Consider the following 19658-nt stretch of genomic DNA (forward strand, 5'->3'; position numbering starts at 1 on the left):
GTTAGCGGGCGATTTTCATTACGGCCGCAGGCCGTTGATTAACAGAGCAACCACGTGTTTCGCCAGCTGGCTGGCATCGGGCTGGCTTCCCGATGGCTGACTTAATACCCGGGCAGAGGCCATCGGCAAAAAAGTGAGCCCGAACAGTGAGATAAAAATCAGTTCCGGATTAATATCGGCATTCAGTTTTCCCTCTTGCTGCCAGCGAGTCAGAGACTGCAAAGAGGCCTTTCTCTGGCTGTCGCCGTAATGCTCTTCCATCCGCTTTTTCAACATTCCGCTGTCGCTGATAATCTCCCGCACCCACAGTGGAGCGAACCATTCATGCTTAACCGAGATATCAATAAACTGCTCGGCAAGCTGCGTTAACGTCGCGACCGGATCGGCATCAGGATCCTGAAACAGATTGCGAAAAGAGGAGCGGATAGGCAAAAAACGTTCTTCAATCAGCACATCGAGCAGCTGCTCACGGGTATTGAAGTAGTAATGCAGCATCGCTGGCGTGACGCCCGCTTCACGGGCGATCAGGGTTAATGGTGTATCGGCAATTCCCTGACGGGCAAACAGCGTCAGCGCGGTTTCCAGCAGCAATGCACGGCGATCCGCACCTTTTGCTCCTCCGGCAGGTCGACCCGGTTTTCGCGGAGAAATACCTGAATTATCAAGTGTTTCAATCTTAGTCTTCGCCGGTTTTACGCTTTTTTTACTCGCCATGGGTTATGCGATCCATTGACCAGAGATAAATTTTACCCATATATTAATTACCTTGTTAATTAATATCAAGCAGGTTACTAACGCGATGACAGCGCATCACTCTTCTTCGACAGCAAGCGATAAACCGGCCATCCCTCCGGCTCCGTCGATACGGCTGCTGTTTTCGGCATTGCTGCTGGTCATGCTGTTGGCAGCACTGGACCAGACGATTGTATCCACCGCGCTGCCGACCATTGTTGGCGAACTCGGCGGGCTGGAAAAGTTATCGTGGGTGGTGACGGCCTATTTACTCTCATCGACCATCGCGGTGCCGCTGTATGGCAAATTTGGCGATCTGTTTGGCCGTAAGCGGGTGCTACAAATCGCGATTATGATATTCCTGCTTGGCTCGGTACTCTGCGGGCTGGCGCAAAATATGACTCAGCTGATTCTGATGCGCGCATTGCAGGGGTTAGGCGGCGGTGGATTAATGGTGGTAACGATGGCGGCGATTGCCGATGTGGTGCCGCCCGCCGACCGTGGTCGTTATCAGGGCTTATTCGGTGGCGTGTTTGGGCTGGCAACGGTGGTCGGGCCGCTGATCGGCGGCTTTCTGGTGCAACATTTCTCCTGGCACTGGATTTTCTTTATTAATTTACCGCTCGGCCTGGTTGCGCTGCTGGTGATTGGTGCGGTATTTCAGCCGCAGGCGACTAAAATTAAGCATGAGATTGACTACCTGGGGGCGCTCTATCTGGCCGGTGCGCTGACCTGCATCATTCTGTTTACCACCGAGGGGGGGTCGGTAATGCCCTGGGATTCGGGCCAGCTCTGGTGCATTCTGGCTTTCGGACTGGTCTGCCTCGGCGGTTTTATTTACGAAGAGCGGTTGGCGGCGGAACCGATTATCCCATTGCATCTTTTTCGTCAGCGCACCTTTTTACTCGGCTGCCTGATAAGCTTAATTATTGGTATGGCGCTGCTGGGCTCGGTGACTTTTTTGCCGCTTTATTTGCAGGTAGTCAAAGGTTCGACTCCTTCAGAAGCCGGCATACAGCTGCTGCCGCTAATGGGCGGGTTGTTAATGACCTCGGTGATTAGCGGAAGGATTATTAGTAAAACCGGTAAATACCGGCTGTTCCCGATTGCCGGCACCTTACTGGCACTGGTCGCGATGCTGCTGTTGGGCACGCTGAAAAATACCGACGCCATGTCGAGGCTGTATCTGTATATCGCGCTATTAGGTTGTGGTTTAGGCATGGTGATGCAGGTATTGGTGCTGGCGGCGCAAAACAGCGTTGAGCCGAAAGAGATTGGCGTGGCGACCTCAAGTACTTCGCTGTTTCGTTCCATCGGTGGTTCGATTGGTGTAGCCGCATTTGGCGCGGTGTTTACCCATTCACTGCAAACGCGTTTAATGGCGCTGATACCAGAGGGAACCGCCTTACCACAGGCGATGGGGGCAGAAGCGATTCGTCAGTTGCCTGATGGCATACAAGCTGATTATCTTGCGGCATTCGGCGGCGCGATCCATAACGTTTATCTGATTGCGGGTTGTGTGATGGCGGTGGCTTTTTTGCTGTCGCTGTTTATTAAAGATCAGCCGCTGCGCGCGCACTGATAGCGGAATGGCAGGATTGGCGAGCGGTGCAACACCGCTCGCCAGAGTGAAATCAGAAATCCGCTTTCAGCACGACACGGTAATTGGCTTTACCGGCACGGACATGATCCAGTGCATCATTGATTTTCGACATTGGGAAAAACTCGACCTGCGGCGCGATATCGCGACGTGAAGCCAGTTTCAGCAGCGAACGCAGCTGGCCTGGTGAGCCGGTTGAAGAACCCGTTACCGCTTTATCGCCCATAATCAAATCAAACGCCTGAACCTGGAACGGCTTCATCACGGCACCGACGGTATGGAATTTACCTTTTGGTGCCAGCGCATCAAAGTAAGGTTTCCAGTCGAGATCCACTGCCACGGTGCTGAGAATCAGATCAAAGCGGCCAGCCTGCTTCTTCAGTTCTTCTGCATCGCGGCTGTTGACGACTTCATCGGCACCCATATCAAGAATCGACTGCTTTTTGCTGGCAGTGGAGCTGAATGCCACCACTTCTGCGCCAAGGGCACGCAGCAGCTTAATTGCAATATGGCCAAGGCCGCCAATGCCGATTACGCCAACCCGGCTGGTGGCCGTGATATTGCTCATCAGCAGCGGTTTAAACACCGTAATGCCACCGCACAGCAGTGGGCCTGCGCTGGCTGCATCCAGTTTTTCCGGTAATGGAATCACCCACTGCCAGTCGGCACGCAGCTTCTCAGCAAAACCACCGTGATTAAGGATGGTCGGGGTGGTGCCCTGCTGGCAGTTAACCTGCTCGCCATTAATACAGGCATCACAGTGCTGACAGCTTTTCGCCGTCCAGCCGATACCAACACGTTGTCCAATGGATAAGCCTTTATTTTTGGCGGCTTCACCCAGTGCGGACACGCGACCAATCACTTCATGGCCGGCAATGGTCGGATAGCTGGAAATGCCCCATTCATTATCAATCATCGACAGGTCAGAGTGGCAAACGCCGCAGTATTCGACCTCAACCTCAACTTCCTCTGCACTCAGCGCGCCCGCATCGTACTCGTACAATTCCAGAGCCTTACCGGCTTCCATAGCTGCGTAGCTTTTGATTTTCACACTTCACCTCAGATTCAGTTTTTGGTTCAGATAACAGTGTAGCGGCTTGGGCCGGGCAATGAGTGTCCGCAATGGCTGTTTTCGCCAGGGCGGCGCAGAATTTTAGGTGAAATATTTATTTTATTGACATAAAAAATCGACATGTTCATTTTATTACGATGCCACGAGGATTAACTGAAAGCGTAGCGAGGATAAAAAATGGCGAGTTACACGTTATCGGTCTGTGCGGAAATGGTCTTTTTGAAGTTACCGTTTATCGAGCGGGTGAAGCGTATCGACAGGCTGGGATTTGGTGTGGAGATCTGGAACTGGGCCAATAAAGATATTGATGCGCTGGTGGCGACCGGTGCGCGCTTCACCTCCATGACCGGCTATTTGTCCGGTAATCTGACTGACGACCGGCAGATTGCCGCGTTACTGAACAGTGCTGAACAATCGCTGGCGGTGGCGCAGCGGCTCAATTGCCCCGGACTCAATTTGCACGGCACCGGCCTTGATGAAAAAGGATTACCGGTTAAGCCGGTCGAAGCGGTGAGTGGCGCGATGTGGTTAAAGGCGCGTCAGACCCTGAGCCAGCTGGCCGCAATGGGAGAGAAAGCCGGAAAAGTTTTTACGCTGGAAAACCTTAATACTGCGGTTGACCATCCCGGCACGCCATTTGCCAAAGCCAGTGATACCCTGGCGCTGGTTGAAGCGGTGAACAGTCCGGCCCTGAAAATGAATCTCGACCTTTATCATGCGCAGATTGGTGAAGGCAACCTGATCGCGTTGCTGAAGCGCAGTGCGCCAGCAGTTGGTGAGATTCAGGTCGCGGATGTGCCGGGCCGTTATCAGCCGGGAACCGGTGAAATTAACTATCGCGCCATTGCCCGCGTGCTGAATGAGATCGATTACCGTGGCGTGGTGGCGCTGGAAGGCTGGGCGCTGGGTGACGACGTGGAAGCGTTGGAACAGTTCCGCGACTGCTTTAGTGGCTAATCGATGCGCCCCGCCGCAGCGGGGCGGCAGTATTAGCGAAACTCCACCCAGCTGGCGTTATTATCTGCCGAGCGTACGCAGTTCTCTACCCAGCGTACGCCCATCAGTCCGGCATAAACATCGGGATACCAGAAATCTTCCAGCAGTGCCCGATCGTCGCGATCGGTGGCGTCCATCGCAATGGCAAAACGGCGGTAGAGATTCGACCAGGCTTCAAACAGACCTTCCGGGTGCCCGCCGCCAATGCGATCCTCCTCCAGCGCCCGCGGTGTGAGATACCCCATACCGCGTTCGAGAATGCGAACCGGCTCCCCCTGAACTTCGTAGCGCAACTGGTTCGGCTGTTCATCCCACCATTCAATACTGGCTTTTGAGCCAATTACCCGTACTTTCTGGCCGTGCATCGAACCGCAGTTAACTGCCGAGCACCACATCGAGCCGACGGCACCGTTGTCATACTCCATTAATACATACGCATTATCTTCCAGCGGCGCGCGTGTTTTCACAAAGCTCTGGCGACAGCACATCAGGCGCTTAATCGATAACTCGGGCACCATGGTTTCGGCAATAAACAGCGGATGGGTCGCCAGATCGCCCAGTACATAGCTCGGCCCGACATAGCGGGGATCGACACGCCATTGCGTGCTGGGATTCTCCCGTTCTACCGCCTGGTTGTGAAAGCCGTGCGAGAACGACATATTGATAATCCGAATATCACCGAGCAGTCCTTCGGCGATCATCGCGCGCGCCTGCTGAATCAACTGATGCCCGGCATAGCCGTAAGTGACGCCAACGATCTTATGGTTGCTGCGACAGAGATCCGCCAGGATCTGCGCCTGTTCGCTGGTAAAGCACAGCGGCTTTTCACACACTACGTGCAGTCCGGCCTCCAGCGCGGCACGGCAAATATCAAAATGGGTGTTGTTTGGCGTGGCGATCGACACCGCTTCAATACCGTCTGCGCGGGCGGCCTCAGCTGCAAACATCGCCTGGTAGCTGGCGTAACAACGGTGCGGGTCAACGCCCAGCGCAGTGCCAAACGCTTTGCCACGTTCGGCATCAATATCAAACGCACCGGCTATCAGGGCAAAAGTGCCGTCGCGCTGTGCAGAGGAGCGATGGATATAGCCAATCTGGCTGGTGCCGCCGCCGCCAACCATGCCCCAGCGTAGCGAGCGGTCGAGAGGTTTTAAACCGTTAATCATTCTATTTCCCCTGTCAGAAGCCGACGGAATGCAGATAGTTCAGGCTGGCAGTGACATCGCGCAGGCTGCTCCCGACGTTACGAGGATCGCGCTCCTGTTCGATGGTGATCCAGCCCTGGTAATCGCGTTCGGCAAGGAAAGCGCGTATCGCCGGATAATCAATCGCACCCTGGCCCAGTGGGCACATCACGCCCTCTGCACAAGCGCTGAAGAAGTCCAGCTCGCGTTTCAGGCCCGATGCAAATATCTGCGGGTTAACATCTTTAAAGTGCAGATAGTCGATGCGTGAGAAGTATTTTTCCAGCCAGATCAAAGGATCCATACCGGCGTAGTACAGGTGCCCGGTATCGAGGCACAGCCCGGCGACAGAGTGCGGAATATCCGCCACCAGTTTTTCCAGTTCATCGGCAAATTCGATATTGCCACCGGCATGAGGATGAATTACCGGGCGCACGCCGTACTGCCGGGCGATATCGCTGAGCGTGATGATGTGCTGCATCATGCGTTGCCAGTCAGCCGCGCTCAGACGTGGCGCTTTATCATACTGGCCGGCCAGCCTGGCGCGATTGGCATCACCAAAATCGATAATCACCAGATACGGCGCTGGCGCGTTATCTCCGTGAGTTTTCTCAGCAGTCGGCACGTCGGACAGGATTCGACAGATGTTATGCGTCAGCGCGATCATATTGTCGACATTGGCTTCGCTGACCAGGTCATCAAACAGGGTGCCTGCAACCAGCGATAAACCGTGTTGATTCAGCGCCGTGGTGAGCTGTTGGCTGTCGGTTGGCAAATAGCGCCACGGACCTAATTCAATACTGCGATAACCTGCCTGTGCTGCCTCCTGCATAACTTTTTCCCACGGCGGTAAAAAAGGATTATTAGGGTCATCGACTCCCCAACTGCACGGGGCATTAGCAATATGTAGGGTCATAGTTATTTCCGTTACTGACAGGGTTAAAGGATCCGGAGATAGCGATCGATCGCCGATCGCTGTCGATCGTTAGCGAGAGTATTAAATAGATATTCCAAAACCATCAATGATGGAATCTTTGTTTTTTGATAGCGATCAAACTATTTATGATAGTTTTAAATGATAGAAATCTATCATTCAGAAGTGCAGTCAAGGTGAATGCGATGCGGAATAAGGGCGGTGAAAGGTGCTACAGCAAGCGGTAAATGCCCGAGGCTGTAGCAGCAGAACTAGCAGTTTTCGGCGGTAAGCAGTTCGAAAGGGCAGGTGTGATTGATAAAACCGCTGTTGTTATCCAGCACTGCTTGTCTGAACGCATCGATCACCGTGCTGGAGAGCTCGGCCAGCCGATGGCCGATAATCAGGTCAACCGTACCATTGATAAGCGCCAGATCGCTGTCAGCAAAAGGTCCGTGAGAAATCAGCGTCAACGTTTCCCGCCTGCCATGCTCTGCGGTTGCGCGAATCACCCCTTCAACACCACCACAGGGCGCATAGATGACCGATAAATCGGGATGCTGTTGTAACAGTTGCATTGCAGCCTGATAGCCACCGGCAATACTTTCATGGCTTTTAACCGGTTCGAGAATCTGGTGGCCAGCCATGCGCTCGCGCAAATAGGAACGGAAGCTGATTTCACAGGTTTCCTGACAGAGAAACTGATGGTCGCCGATGATAATGCCAATTTTACCGTTTTTGCGCTGAAGCCTCTCCACCGCCCAGGCGGCAGTTCGGCCCGCCTTGCGATTATCCAGCCCGATATAGCCCGTGTGGCCACAGGGTGAAAGGTCGGATAACAGCGCAAAGACTTTGACTCCCCGGCGAGTTACTTCCTCAACCGCATGGCGGATCAGCGGATTATCCAGCGCGACCAGCCCGATAACATTGACTCGGGTCGCCAGTTCGCGGATGCGTGCAGCGGTCGCTTCAATGGCATCGATGGCATGAAAATGAAATTCTGGCCGATCATCGTCCTGGTGCCAGGGCGCGGCTTGCTGCCTCAGCTGCTGAGAAAATGGATAATAGAAAGAGTAATCTTCTGGCAGCAGGATAAACCCCATTTTAATGCTGGTGCCAGTTCTGAAAGCATGGGATGTATCAGGCAGGCCTTGTGGAAAGCGATAGCCTAAGCGAGTGGCTGCGGCCATCACTTTTGCTTCAGTTTCCTGACGTACCGGCGCACGGCGGTTTAGCACCCGATCCACGGTAGCCACACCCACGCCCGCCTGTTGCGCAATATCCTTTATTGTTGGATTTCTCATCTTTCATCAACTTTGCTGTCCACCTGACAGAAATTTATCACGTAACAGAATGTATAGCCTGAAAAAAACGGCAGTACGGCTGGTTAATCTGCCTGAGAGAGTGGCAACGTGCCGAGTTTTTTCGCCTTTACGCTAAAAAAGTCACGATAAGATGATCTGGCGCAAAGAATGTCAGCGAGAGCGGATCGGTGAATGTTAATAACTCCAGGTTTATTTTATAAATATTTTAATAACCGGAAAAGTTCTTAACAATTATTGTTAATTTTCTTCACCAAAAAACATTAGCGGCATTAATATTGATGAATAATTAAGAAATAATATTTCCAAATGTGAATAATATTACCGAATTATCCCAAGAATTTTCTTAAGAAAGCGTAAATATTCCCGGAACTCAGCCGATTCCCTTCCTAAACGTGAGTTAAACCGCAGTTTGGCCTCAGCACAAAAATTGTGTCATTGGTGGTTTTTAAGTGATTTATTTTGCGTATGGCGGATTTATATGGCTTTGTGACTATATATGCATTTAACTTATGATTAATCGGAAATGATTTCGGGGGTTGACGATATTTGTTCCGGCTCCGTATAATTTTCACACACGAACCGGATGGTTCATTGTATTTCATCAGTGATTGGCCTTTTTTGTCTTTTAATGCCAGGGGTTCTACTTTTATAAGGAAGGCTATGGGTGAACAAAGCGAGAGAGAAAGTTTTGTGGCTCTGGCCTGCAAATAAATTATTTGAATCTTCGATAAAGTTTTTGATCAGCGAGTCCAGTTTAGTCACCAACAATAACTTTATTATTGTTGTGGATTTTAACGTAGGTAACACGCGGGAAATTGTAATTAACGAAAAAGGATTGTTCAGCAAAGATCTGTCCAGGGATTGTATTGTCTTTCTGGCAGACGAGCATACGTTGCCGATTGCTAATTACTACGAGCGCAAGTACGGGCACGTTTTTAAAAGCACCACGGTAATGCTGAACAGTCATGTTGATACTATTCGCGATGAGATTATAAATGCCGTCGAACCTGCGAGTCCTGTTTCGTATGGCTGTCGGGAAAATCTCGAGTCGTTAAATAACGAAGAGTATTTCCTGTTGCGGGAATTACTCAGAGGGCGGGATATCACCTCCATTGCCAATATTATCAAGATGAATCGGAAGTCACTCTATAGCAGAAGGAATGCATTACTGACGAAACTGAAAGTGCCGAGTATTTTTGCATTAATTTAACCCTCAATACCATTAGTGTTCTTTTAATATTTACCTGGGAATTTATAAAATGAAAAAAATTGCTCTGATAGCTGCTTTATCTGCCGGTTTGTACAGCGTTAATACTTTAGCTGACGTTACCGCAACTGCTACTGCAACCTGGACAGCAACCGCCACTAAAGATACTACCAGTACTCTGGTAGTCACTCCGCTTGATTCAATCACCTTCCAGTATGCCGAAGGCATGCAGCGCTTTAATACTCAAAATGGTGCGTTCGATGTCACTATTCAGGGACAGAGTGGGGCTACCGATTTTAAACTGGCCGCACAGGTACTTAGCAATACGCTTACCGGCAGCGGTGCATCCACTCTTGATGTTGGCGTAGCGTGGAACGGCACTGCGCTGTCTTCCACCGCAGCCACCGATCTGGTTAACCACGGTAACAACCTGACCAGTGGGCTGGCGAGTCTGGTTAGTAACAATGCTTATGCCAGTGCAGATCGTACCAGCGCACAGGGTAATTTCACTTTTAGCATTGATTCTGCCACTTCAGATGGCAGCACGACGACCACCTTTGCTCAGCTGAATGACGGTTTCTGGAGTGGTGACGTTAAAGTTCAGTTTACCGCGACCTGGACGGTAGATGAGAGCTCAAGCAGTGATTCTTCTTCAGTACAAGTTGGTGCCTAAAGTTTAAATAACTAAGCCAATTATTAGTCAGTTGGGGCTTTATTAAGCCCCATTTTTAAAGTCAGAGAAAATGCATAAAATTACGGTCGGACTTTTATTTTCTTCGCTGATGCTGATGCTTCCCGCGGTTAACGCCATTGATGTGGGTGAGATTACCTCTATTATGCATCCCGGTGAGCATATTCATGCTAAAGAAATTACCAATACCAATAATACCGCACGTTATATTCAGTTAAACGTGGTGCGTATTTCCTCTCCTTTGCCCGGCGGTGTTGAGATCCCGATGGAGTCAAAAGGGGAGTTATTATCTACACCGGCCAGTCTGGTGTTGCCAGGTCAGGCAAAAGATGTTTTTCGTTTAATCTATAAAGGGCCTGAAGATAATAAGGAACGTTACTATCGTCTGCAGTGGCTTGATGAACCACTGGCTGATAATAGCCGCAACACTGCCAGTAAATACGGTGTGGCGACAACTTCAGCTGAAATCGGCACTATTCTGGTCGTGGCGCCACGCAAAGAGAATTTCAAATACAGCTTTAAGAATGGTTCGGTCACCAATGAAGGTAATACGTCATTTCGGATTATTGCGCATGGTGAGTGTCTGAAAAAGATGGAAGACCAGGACAGCTGCAGAGAGCGATATTATGTAATGCCTGGTATGTCGAAAAAACTGAACTATGTAAATCTCAGTTCGGCGAAAAGCCATGTGGGTATCTGGCGCGGAAAAACTTTTATCAGTATTAAATAATAATTAAAGGTTTAATTATGCGTGCCTCTAAAATGAGTGCTGCGGCTTGGCTTATGGCGGCGGCAATCAGTCCGGCGATGGCCAAAGAACAGACTTTTAATACCCTGGGTGATTATATTATTCCTAAGGCTTTTTCCCGTGCGCTCTCTCAGGGCATGAAAGTCCCGGTCTATTTAAAGTTTGTTGATAGCCAGGATGCACCAGGCCAGCAAAAAATTGCTGATGCTATTGTGTCTGTCGATAAACAAGGCCTTTTTGTGAAAGAGATCGAACTTGTTGAACTGAAAGACAATACCGAACTTGCCATCGAAACGAAAAATATCGTCAAAGCAATGAAAGATACCCATTTCGATGCGGATAATAAAATCGCTTTTTCGTCAGACGCGGTATTAAACCTCGACATTAAATCATTTCAACTGGTTCTGGATGTTTCACAAAAAGCCCTTACGGCAGTGATGAAGCCGAGAAGCTCGCTGCTGGGTGAGGCAGATGTCACCGGATTGAGTTCGGTTCTGACCTATGCCATTGGTAGCTATTACAACCAGTACCGCGCGACATCCAGTTCCAGAACTTATGTGACGCTGGATAACACCACGTCCAAAGGTGAGCATCATTTTAATCTGAATGGTTCGCTATACGGTGGCGGCTCGTCCGATCTGTCCGGCAAATGGTATCGGGCGATGTACGAACGCGATTACGCAGGCAGGCGCTTTGCTGCCGGGATGGTCGATACCTGGAATCTGCAATCGATCACCAGCCTCGATACGCTTAACTCCGGAAAAATTTACGGCGCCAGCTATGGCAATAAAGCCAGCACCAAAATTGAGAACAATACGTTGTCGTTGACGCCGATTACGGTGTTCTTACCGGCGGCAGGTGAAGTCCATGTATTGCGTGATGGCAAGCTGCTGAGTATTCAAAACTTCTCAATGGGAAGTTATGAGATCGATACTTCACGTCTGCCGTACGGCGTTTATCCGGTTGTGCTGGAAGTGGTGGTAAATGGTCGTATGGTGAGCAGTCGTAGTGCAATGATCAACAAGGCTTTTTCTCGTTCTTCGGCCGAAATGAATCAACTGGCCTGGCAATTTTTTGGCGGCAGTCTGCAATACAATAAAATCGACTACCGGCGGAATTACTCGCGCGATTATGGCCAGCAGACAACCTGGCTGGCGGGTGTTGCAGGGGCGATAAACTTTCCGCTGCTGTCGGGGCTGGCGATGAAGTCGAGCCTGTACGGTTTTGACCAGAATGGCGTCAGTGAAACCGAAGCGAATCTTGCCATCAGTGAGCAGGTGAGCCTGAACAGCCGCGTAATGGTGTCAAATAATCGTTCGTGGCGTAACGTCAGTACGGTTAACCTGCAAATCCCGGCCGGTTATGGCTCGCTGTGGATCAGTCGTGATAAGAGCAGTATTCAGCAGGGATTGCCGGTTGAAGAGACGGATTATCTGGCAGCAGGGGCAACGCTGAATCTCAATCAACTGGTCAACCGTGCCGGCTTAATCACTCTCAGCCGCACCAATAATCGCCACACTGGCAATGAATACACCACTTTTGATTATTCCACTAATCTGGCATCTACCCGCTACGGCACCATTGGTTTACGCGCCGGTGTGCAGCGTTATAACTACACCAATAATGCCAATAGCGACCTGACGGAGAAATATATTTCGCTGGATTTCTCTCTGCCGCTCGGCAAATGGCTGAGTGCGGGCATCTCCAGTGAAAATGGCAGTAAAAGCGCTAATCTGACCGCCAGAAAACAATTTAATGACGGACTGATTCGCTCGGTGGGCGCATCGGTATCTAAACGTCTTGATGGCGGTAACTCTCATGCTGATAACTATGCCATTAGTGGCTTTACCAACTATATCTCGCCGTATAACTCCGGCACGGTGTCGGTAAATCGCTCCTCAGACGCCTCGACTAACGTCAACTTCTCTTCAATGGGATCGGTTGCCTGGAGTGGTGGTGGTGTGGGCTTTAGCCATGAGAAGCAGCGCGCCGGCGTGATGATCAAGACTGGCTTAAAAGATGACGGCGATCTGGCGGCGAAAATCAATGGCAAAACCGTCAGGGTGTCGGGTAAGGGCAGCTATATCTCGCTACCGCCTTATGCGCGTTATCACATTGAGTTTATGAACGATAAAAACTCAGAGGACAGCTTTGACATTGTCGATGGTCGTCAGAGTAGCGTGACACTTTATCCCGGCAATGTCGGGGTTATTCAGCCGACCATTAAGAAAATGGTGACGGTTTTTGGCCGGGTTAAATACCCGTCCGGTGCCATTGCCGCCAACCAGGATATCCACAACCACATTGGCCGCACCCGCACCAATGAGGAAGGGGAGTTCTCGATGGATATTGATACCCACTACCCGGTGCTGACGCTGACTGACAGCAGCGGAGCGCGTTGTGAAGCCGATCTGCAACTGGATAAGGCCAAAGGGGCGATATGGGTTGGTGATGTTAATTGTGTTCCACAGCAAGTTACGGCGAGTCGTTAATCTGATGAAAAAAATTACGCTGATTGTCTCTTTTATCGCAGCATGTTGGGCGCAGCAGGTGACGGCCGCGACGGCCACTTCAGCCAGCGCCGTGACCAACAATTTTCTGTTTATTGAAAATGATATTGATAATGAATATTTCATTACGCCGAGGACGACCGATCCACGTTTTAGCGGTGCTAACGTTTGGGTGAAGTATAATTCCAACCAACGTAGTTTGGGCTATATCGGTACCAGCTGGGCTGATTCAAACCAGTACAAAGATATATGGTTTAACGATTCGCCAATCCAAACGCCGTTTAGGGGTCTACGCTGCATGAATAACGGCTCAACCTGCCCGTCTGGCAGTAACATCCCGGCTGATGTTACTGATGCCAATGGCATCTATCATGCCCTGAGCGGTAACAGCGTTAACAACGGATCCTATGCTTTCGCAACATTGTCCTCCTCTGCCTATGAGTATTTTAAAGCGATGAGCGTAGGTGGCAGCGAGACTCTGGTACTGAATTATTGCACCACCGCCGTTAACTATGATTACGCTGCGGGGGTACGCTGCAAGGATGTGGCTAACGCCACCTGGCGCTATCGCAATTTTATCCTGAATAAACTGGGCCATTTGACGCTGGTCAGCACAAATGCGCTGGCGGAGCTGTTTATTGCCAGCGACGGCACGCCAAGTATCAACAGTGGTTCAAATTATTGCAGTGTTGCGGTGGTGAACAATGTCAGCGGCGTAACCTGCCAGATGGTTTCCTATAGTCTTAGGCAGTCGGCGGCACTTGGCACTGGTGTAACCTTCAGGATGCAAATTGACAACAGCGTACTGGGTTTTACCCCAACGGCGGCTATGGTCAGATACAGCGGTAACGGTACCAACTGGTATAACTTCAGTCAGTCTACTGCTTACAGCAATGTATTCACCACTTCGGGTGAATATGTTTACATATTTATGTCGAATAACTTTCTGCGAGCGATTGTTAATGCCGGTACCAACATCAGTACCTCTACGCAACCTTTCACATTCTCCTTCAGTAACTCAGCGGTTCCTGAGTCCGGCTTCTATGAGTTCACTCCCTCCAGTGCGATAGTGATCACGCCAAAAGAGTATGGCATCAGCATTGTTGCCAGCGACGGCGAAATCTCACCAAGCGGAACCGGCACTATTGGCGGCGACGATATTGAGCTTGATTATCGGGTGACGGTTTCCGGACCGCAGCAGGCCGATGCGATCACTGCGCAGGTGACGGGAAGTAGCGTCATCCTCGACAGCATTCCATATTGTCTGTTCACTTCCGCTGACAACAGCGTGTCCGTGCCGGTTCCTGCCCGCCTCTCTTATACTTCGGCCAGCGGAACCCGGGTAAGAAAAAGTAACAGTTGCAGTGAAGAACCGATCAGTCTGAATGACGCGCAGTGGACGGAAACCGCATGGGATGCGTCCAAAGACGATGGTTACTACTACAGTACCGATCTAAAGCTGCTATTCCCGATGAGTGTGAATCGCTCGTTTAAAACCGTTAGCGGCGATGACTGGGAAGGCACGGTTTCAGCATCCGGCGAGATCAAAGTCACCGCTACCTGGATAGGCGTAACGGCGAATTAAGATGATCAAGAAATTACTGTTATTGCTGCAATTTATCTCTGGGATCAGCGCATCGTCCGTTAGTCAGGCCGCCTGGTTTGATTCGATTATTTACGATATGGATGCCGATCAGAACTTTATTGCGCGGCGGGTACTGAATAATACCGGTTCGTCAAAGCTGTATAACGTTTCGGCGGTAAGGATCGATAAGCCGGGCGTGGGCGGCGAGAATGCCTCGCCGCTGCAACAGGGAGAGCTGCTTTACGCGCCGCTGAAGTTTTTTCTTGAGAAAAATCAGAGCGAGTTTTTCAAGATTTACTACAAAGGCCCGCAGGACGATCGGGAGCGTTATTACCGCATCAGCTATTCCGAAACCCCGCTCAACCTGGTGCATAAACCTGATGCGAAGCAGGCATTTCTGCCACAGCCGGTTATCAGCATGAGCACAATCCTGATAGTCAGGCCGCGCAAAATAAATTTGTCCTGGCATCTTGATGAGCAGAAAGGCGTGCTGATGAATAACGGCAATACCTATTTTACCGTGCTGATCCATAAAGGCTGTGAAGCCAACGACAACAGTGCCACCCGCATCAATTTATTGCCGGGTGAGCATTTCAGCAGCCATAAACTGAAAGACATTAACAAGAAGTTCATTGTCGGGCTGAAAAAGTATATGCGTCTTGGCAAGGGGTGTTTCTGATGAAGTTTTTTTGCGGACGTCATGATGAAAGAGGATGAGGTGCTGACGCCTTTTTTCCAGCCCATTATCGATTACTCAGCCAGAAAGATTGTCGCTTTTGAAGTGCTGGCGCGCTGGCGGCGCGCAGGAAAATGGTGCAGCCCGGCGGCAGATTTTAATCTGCATAATGATGTGGATCGCGAAATGCTGCATTTCGCTGAAATGATGCATAAAGTCAAAATGATGGTGCGGGCGCATGCCGACTTCTTTGCTGTCGTTGACTACCTGAGTTTCAACATCAATGTTAATAATGCCGATCAGCGAGTGATTTCCTGCTGCCAGGATTTTCTATCTTGCGGCTATCAGGGCCGGATCATGATTGAGCTGAATGAAGCGCAGGACATTGCCGCAGATCGCGCCATCTCTCAGCTGCTGGAAAAACTTAACGGTATGGGCGTGATGCTGGCGCTGGATGATTTTGGCAACGGCTATTTATCGTTTATCACCTTACTGAGATTTAATTTCAGCGTGATCAAGCTTGATAAGTCACTGATATTAAATGCGCAGCAGGCACGGCCAAAAGCGGTTATCCAGCATCTCACTGATTTGGCACATGAACTGGGCATGCAGGTAGTGGCTGAAGGGGTGGAAACGCTGGCGGTGGCCGAAGAGCTGAGGCGGATTAATCTTTCGCTCATGCAGGGATTCTGTTTTGGCAAACCGGTTAGTTTTGCCGAGGTGCTGAGCGCTTTTGGCAACCGTATGACCCGGCATTAAAGTGAAAAATATCCCCTCAGTGGCCTGAGGGGATAGAACGATTACTCGTTAATATTTGGATGCTGGTTAATCAGATGCTTACGCTTCTGCTCCAGCTGTTCAATCTCATCGTTGATATCTTCGATTTTCTGTTCGATGTTATCGTGATGTTCCTGCAAAATTTCTTTCGCTTCAGCCAGGTCGGATGCGGCCGGAGTCGCGCCACGCAGTGGCTTATTGGCCGTCTCTTTCATCATGATACCGGTAATCAAACCGACAACTGCCACTACCATCAGGTAGTAAGCCGGCATATACAGATCGCCGGTGCTTTCGACTAACCAGGCGGCCAGCGTTGGCGTAAGACCAGCGATTAATACCGAGATGTTAAAGGCACTGGCCAGCGCACTGTAGCGAATATGCGTCGGGAACATCGCTGGCAGAGTGGAAGCCATTACCCCGGTAAACGAGTTAAGAATCACTGCCAGAATCAACAGACCAGCGAAGATCAGGCCAAGCACGCCACTGTTAATCATCATAAAGCACGGAACCGCGAACGCCATCAGTGCGATACTGCCGATAATCACAAACGGACGACGACCAAAGCGGTCACTCAACAGGCCCATTACCGGCTGTACAAACAGCATACCGATCATGATGGCGATAATAATCAATACGCCATGATCTTCCGAGTAGTGCAGGTTGTGTGACAGGTAGCTTGGCATGTAAGTCAGCAGCATGTAGTAGGTCACGTTGGTGGCAATCACCAGACCGATACAGGCCAGCAAACTTCTCCAGTGCTTGGTTGCGATCTCTTTGAAGGAGACTTTCGGACCTTCACGCAGGCCGTCACGATCGCCCTGTTCCAGTTTCTCAACGTGCTGCTGGAATGCTGGCGTCTCTTCCAGCGCATGGCGCAGGTAAAGGCCAATAATACCGAGCGGCAGTGCGAGGAAGAACGGAATACGCCAGCCCCAGTCAAGGAACTTCTCTTCGCCAATAATCGCGGAAATCAGTACCACCACGCCGGCACCGAGGACGAAACCGGCAATCGAACCGAAGTCCAGCCAGCTGCCCATAAAGCCACGCTTACGGTCAGGAGAGTATTCCGCAACAAAGATAGACGCGCCGGTGTACTCGCCACCTACCGAGAAGCCCTGTGCCATTTTTGCCAGCAGCAGCAGCACTGGCGCCCAGATGCCGATGCTGGCATAGGAGGGTATCAGGCCGATGGCAAAGGTACTGATCGACATGATGATGATGGTAATTGAGAGGATTTTCTGGCGGCCGTATTTATCACCGAGTGCGCCAAAGAACAGGCCGCCCAGTGGACGGATTAAAAACGGTACTGAGAAGGTTGCCAGCGCTGCAATCATCTGTACGCCAGGATCGGCACCAGGGAAGAAGACCTTACCGAGTGCATAGGCAACGAAGCCGTAAACCCCGAAATCGAACCACTCCATAGCGTTACCGAGTGACGCTGCGGTGATTGCCTTACGTAATCTTGCATCATCAATGATGGTGACATCATTCAGCGCAATTGGCTTTACACGCTTCCTACGTAGCTTCATATAAAATGCCCTGTATTTACCCAAAAATGAAAATTTTCACTGACCGGTATGCACTGACTGAACAGGCCGTCCAGGGCCAGGATAAATTCTTATAATGGCCATTTGGTAGCCATGCCAAAGAAGTACCGGGAAAAACTATTTCCTGAGGAAATCGGTACTCTCCGGATTACAGTATATCGTCTGAATAGCGCTATATGTAATTTTCGGTCAGTTTATCTGTGGCGAATCTGAGCGAATTGTCAGTTAATGTTGTGATTAATAGCGTAATCATGCGCTTTGGCAGCAGGGTGATGGGATAAGAAAATTCTTGCGCAGAATAATCGTTTGCTGGTTTTTTAGGCGGAATTTATCGGTTTACAGTGGATTTACGCGCAGCCTCAGCCCTGAATGACCTCATGAGTTCACTCAGGGCTAATCGTTGCCGAACGCACTAATTGGCGTGAAAAACGGTGGTTAACGGCAATGTGCCTTCATTCGCCAGCCAGTGGATCAACGCCTCGCTGCTCATCGGCCTGGCATACAGATAGCCCTGAATAAATACCACGCCATGATTCTTCAGATACTCCAGCTGCATCGGCGTTTCAACCCCTTCACCCAACACCTGCAATTCCAGCTTATGGCTGAGGTTAATGATGGCGTCCAGCACCGGCGTTTCGCCGTCAACCGATTCGATAGCGTTAATAAAACCGCGATCGATTTTCAGGTAATCGAGTTCGAAGGTTTGCAGATAAGAGAGCGAGCAGTTGCCGGTGCCAAAATCATCGATGGCAATTTCAATCCCTTCTCGTCGCAACAGCGCCAGCTTTTCAGCCACCTGCTTACCTTCACTGATCAGGCTACGTTCGGTCAGTTCAAGGATGATAACCAGCGGTTTATCCGCCACTTTGGCTGCAAACTGACGAATATCGTTGACGAAACACGGGTGCTGTAAATGCTCGGCAGCGACGTTAATACCCAGATGGAAGCCGGGTTGCACTTCCCATTGACTGACGTCTTTCGCAATCAATTGCAACAGATGCTGGGTCAACGGGATAATCATGCCTTCGGCTTCGGCGGCGGCAATAAACACATCCGGACGTACCCACTCACCGTCAGGCCATTGCCAGCGCATTAGCGCCTCTGCACCCGCATAAGAGGCAGTAGTGGTGTTATAAACCGGCTGATAATTGACTGTAAACTCTTCGTTAGCGATGCCGCGCCGTATTTCATCACGGTACGACAGCCTGCGCTTCAGCCAGTTACTGGCCAGCGCCACAAATAACAGTGACAGAATCGCTGCCATCGGCAGAAACGTCAGGAATACCTGACGCCAGGCTTTAATCGCTTCTGAGGGCGGGGACGTCACGCTGATGGTGATTGGGTAGCGATCCGAGTTAACGCGATACTTATTGCTGTTGAAGAACAGGTTGCTGTCGGTGTCAATGTGGCCGCTTTCAATGCGATAGCCATGATTAAACTGCATGGTAATCTGATAGCTGCGAGATAAGCTCAGCGCATGCATAAAATCGAGTAAATACTGGCCGTCGATCAGCGCGTAAGCGCCGTATCCGCTGGGTTGCTGACGTAAAAAAAGTACTGCCGGGCGCTGTGGCGCGCCCGCAGTGCCGGCGAGCGACTGAACCCAGGTATCGGGGTGTGGGGACGGTAACGACCTGTGGGTCATACCCTGTAAGGTGCCCGGATACTGACCGTAGGCTGAAGAGCACAACACCTGATTATTGTGGATCAATCCGACAGCGCGAAAATAGGCGGTAATCGAGCCAATACGCTGAATGTCTTTGCCAATAGTGCCACAGGCGCGAGGATCGTATTGTTCAAGCTGCCCTATCATATCCCAGGCATGATCGCTGATATTTTCCGCATGGTTTAACACCATGTCAGCAGTGGTCTCCAGCTGACGCTGCTCGATGCGCTGTGCAACAATAAAGGTAAAAAACACACCCAAAATCAGTGGCAACAGACCCGCCGCGAACAGCACAAGCCAGCCGCGTTCGCGTTTCTTTTGCATGGATGGCACCACTATTTTCCCCTTATTCACTGATCGGATGTAGTGCAAGGCACGGTGTTTAAACAAAGGTATTCACTGGAGTATATTGCTAAACTGCCGGAAATC

The 19658-nt window shown here is 50.5% G+C and carries 16 protein-coding genes; 9 read left to right on the plus strand and 7 right to left on the minus strand.

All coding sequences use genetic code 11. The features are described 5' to 3' along the window. Positions 1-18: 18 nt before the first annotated feature. Positions 19-714 carry a TetR/AcrR family transcriptional regulator gene (locus RIN69_RS01130; RefSeq protein ID WP_313855008.1) on the minus strand — a complete coding sequence of 232 codons (696 nt, stop codon included), beginning with the start codon at positions 712-714 and terminating at the stop codon, positions 19-21. Between the two features lie 85 nt (positions 715-799). Here RIN69_RS01130 and RIN69_RS01135 point away from each other — a divergent pair, with 85 nt between their 5' ends. Then, a complete protein-coding gene (locus tag RIN69_RS01135; protein ID WP_313855011.1) occupies positions 800-2314 on the plus strand; it encodes an MDR family MFS transporter in 1515 nt (504 codons plus the stop codon). A gap of 52 nt (positions 2315-2366) precedes the next feature. On the opposite strand, the gene ahr is transcribed toward RIN69_RS01135, so the two are convergent. Then, positions 2367-3383, minus strand: coding sequence for an NADPH-dependent aldehyde reductase Ahr (ahr, locus tag RIN69_RS01140; protein ID WP_313855013.1), 1017 nt, complete (start codon positions 3381-3383; stop codon positions 2367-2369). Between the two features lie 198 nt (positions 3384-3581). Between ahr and RIN69_RS01145 the strand changes: the two genes are divergently transcribed. After that, entirely contained in the window at positions 3582-4361 is a 780-nt protein-coding gene (locus RIN69_RS01145) for a TIM barrel protein (protein ID WP_313855015.1), read from the plus strand. Positions 4362-4393: 32 nt separating this feature from the next. Here the strand turns inward: RIN69_RS01145 and RIN69_RS01150 are convergent, their stop codons facing one another. The 3 genes from RIN69_RS01150 to RIN69_RS01160 all read right to left on the minus strand — a co-directional run bounded on the left by RIN69_RS01150 (position 4394) and on the right by RIN69_RS01160 (position 7801). Beyond that, positions 4394-5566 carry a Gfo/Idh/MocA family protein gene (locus RIN69_RS01150; RefSeq protein ID WP_313855017.1) on the minus strand — a complete coding sequence of 391 codons (1173 nt, stop codon included), beginning with the start codon at positions 5564-5566 and terminating at the stop codon, positions 4394-4396. 13 nt (positions 5567-5579) lie between these two features. After that, a complete protein-coding gene (locus tag RIN69_RS01155) occupies positions 5580-6500 on the minus strand; it encodes a TIM barrel protein (RefSeq protein ID WP_313855019.1) in 921 nt (306 codons plus the stop codon). A 269-nt stretch (positions 6501-6769) separates the two neighbouring features. Further along, a complete protein-coding gene (locus tag RIN69_RS01160; protein WP_313855021.1) occupies positions 6770-7801 on the minus strand; it encodes a LacI family DNA-binding transcriptional regulator in 1032 nt (343 codons plus the stop codon). A 685-nt stretch (positions 7802-8486) separates the two neighbouring features. On the opposite strand from RIN69_RS01160, the gene RIN69_RS01165 reads away from it, so the two are divergent. The 7 genes from RIN69_RS01165 to RIN69_RS01195 all read left to right on the plus strand — a co-directional run bounded on the left by RIN69_RS01165 (position 8487) and on the right by RIN69_RS01195 (position 15998). Continuing rightward, entirely contained in the window at positions 8487-9032 is a 546-nt protein-coding gene (locus RIN69_RS01165; RefSeq protein WP_313855023.1) for a hypothetical protein, read from the plus strand. A gap of 49 nt (positions 9033-9081) precedes the next feature. Then, positions 9082-9702 carry a common pilus major fimbrillin subunit EcpA gene (gene ecpA, locus RIN69_RS01170; protein ID WP_313855025.1) on the plus strand — a complete coding sequence of 207 codons (621 nt, stop codon included), beginning with the start codon at positions 9082-9084 and terminating at the stop codon, positions 9700-9702. 70 nt (positions 9703-9772) lie between these two features. Then, positions 9773-10450, plus strand: coding sequence for an EcpB family pilus assembly chaperone (locus RIN69_RS01175; RefSeq protein ID WP_390902488.1), 678 nt, complete (start codon positions 9773-9775; stop codon positions 10448-10450). 17 nt (positions 10451-10467) lie between these two features. Beyond that, complete coding sequence (locus RIN69_RS01180) at positions 10468-12960, plus strand: TcfC E-set like domain-containing protein (RefSeq protein ID WP_313855027.1); 2493 nt, start codon at positions 10468-10470, stop codon at positions 12958-12960. 4 nt (positions 12961-12964) lie between these two features. Further along, entirely contained in the window at positions 12965-14563 is a 1599-nt protein-coding gene (locus RIN69_RS01185) for a fimbrial protein (RefSeq protein ID WP_390902560.1), read from the plus strand. Position 14564: 1 nt separating this feature from the next. Further along, positions 14565-15242 carry a fimbrial biogenesis chaperone gene (locus RIN69_RS01190; protein WP_313855030.1) on the plus strand — a complete coding sequence of 226 codons (678 nt, stop codon included), beginning with the start codon at positions 14565-14567 and terminating at the stop codon, positions 15240-15242. A 21-nt stretch (positions 15243-15263) separates the two neighbouring features. After that, on the plus strand, positions 15264-15998 hold the full coding sequence (locus RIN69_RS01195) for an EAL domain-containing protein (RefSeq protein ID WP_313855031.1): 735 nt from the start codon (positions 15264-15266) through the stop codon (positions 15996-15998). 41 nt (positions 15999-16039) lie between these two features. Here RIN69_RS01195 and proP read toward each other — a convergent pair whose 3' ends face one another. Beyond that, positions 16040-17545, minus strand: coding sequence for a glycine betaine/L-proline transporter ProP (gene proP / locus RIN69_RS01200; protein WP_313855033.1), 1506 nt, complete (start codon positions 17543-17545; stop codon positions 16040-16042). A gap of 430 nt (positions 17546-17975) precedes the next feature. Further along, entirely contained in the window at positions 17976-19553 is a 1578-nt protein-coding gene (locus RIN69_RS01205; protein WP_313855035.1) for an EAL domain-containing protein, read from the minus strand. Positions 19554-19658 lie beyond the last annotated feature (105 nt).

This window comes from Winslowiella toletana, assembly GCF_032164335.1.
GTDB classification, from domain to species: domain Bacteria; phylum Pseudomonadota; class Gammaproteobacteria; order Enterobacterales; family Enterobacteriaceae; genus Erwinia; species Erwinia toletana_A.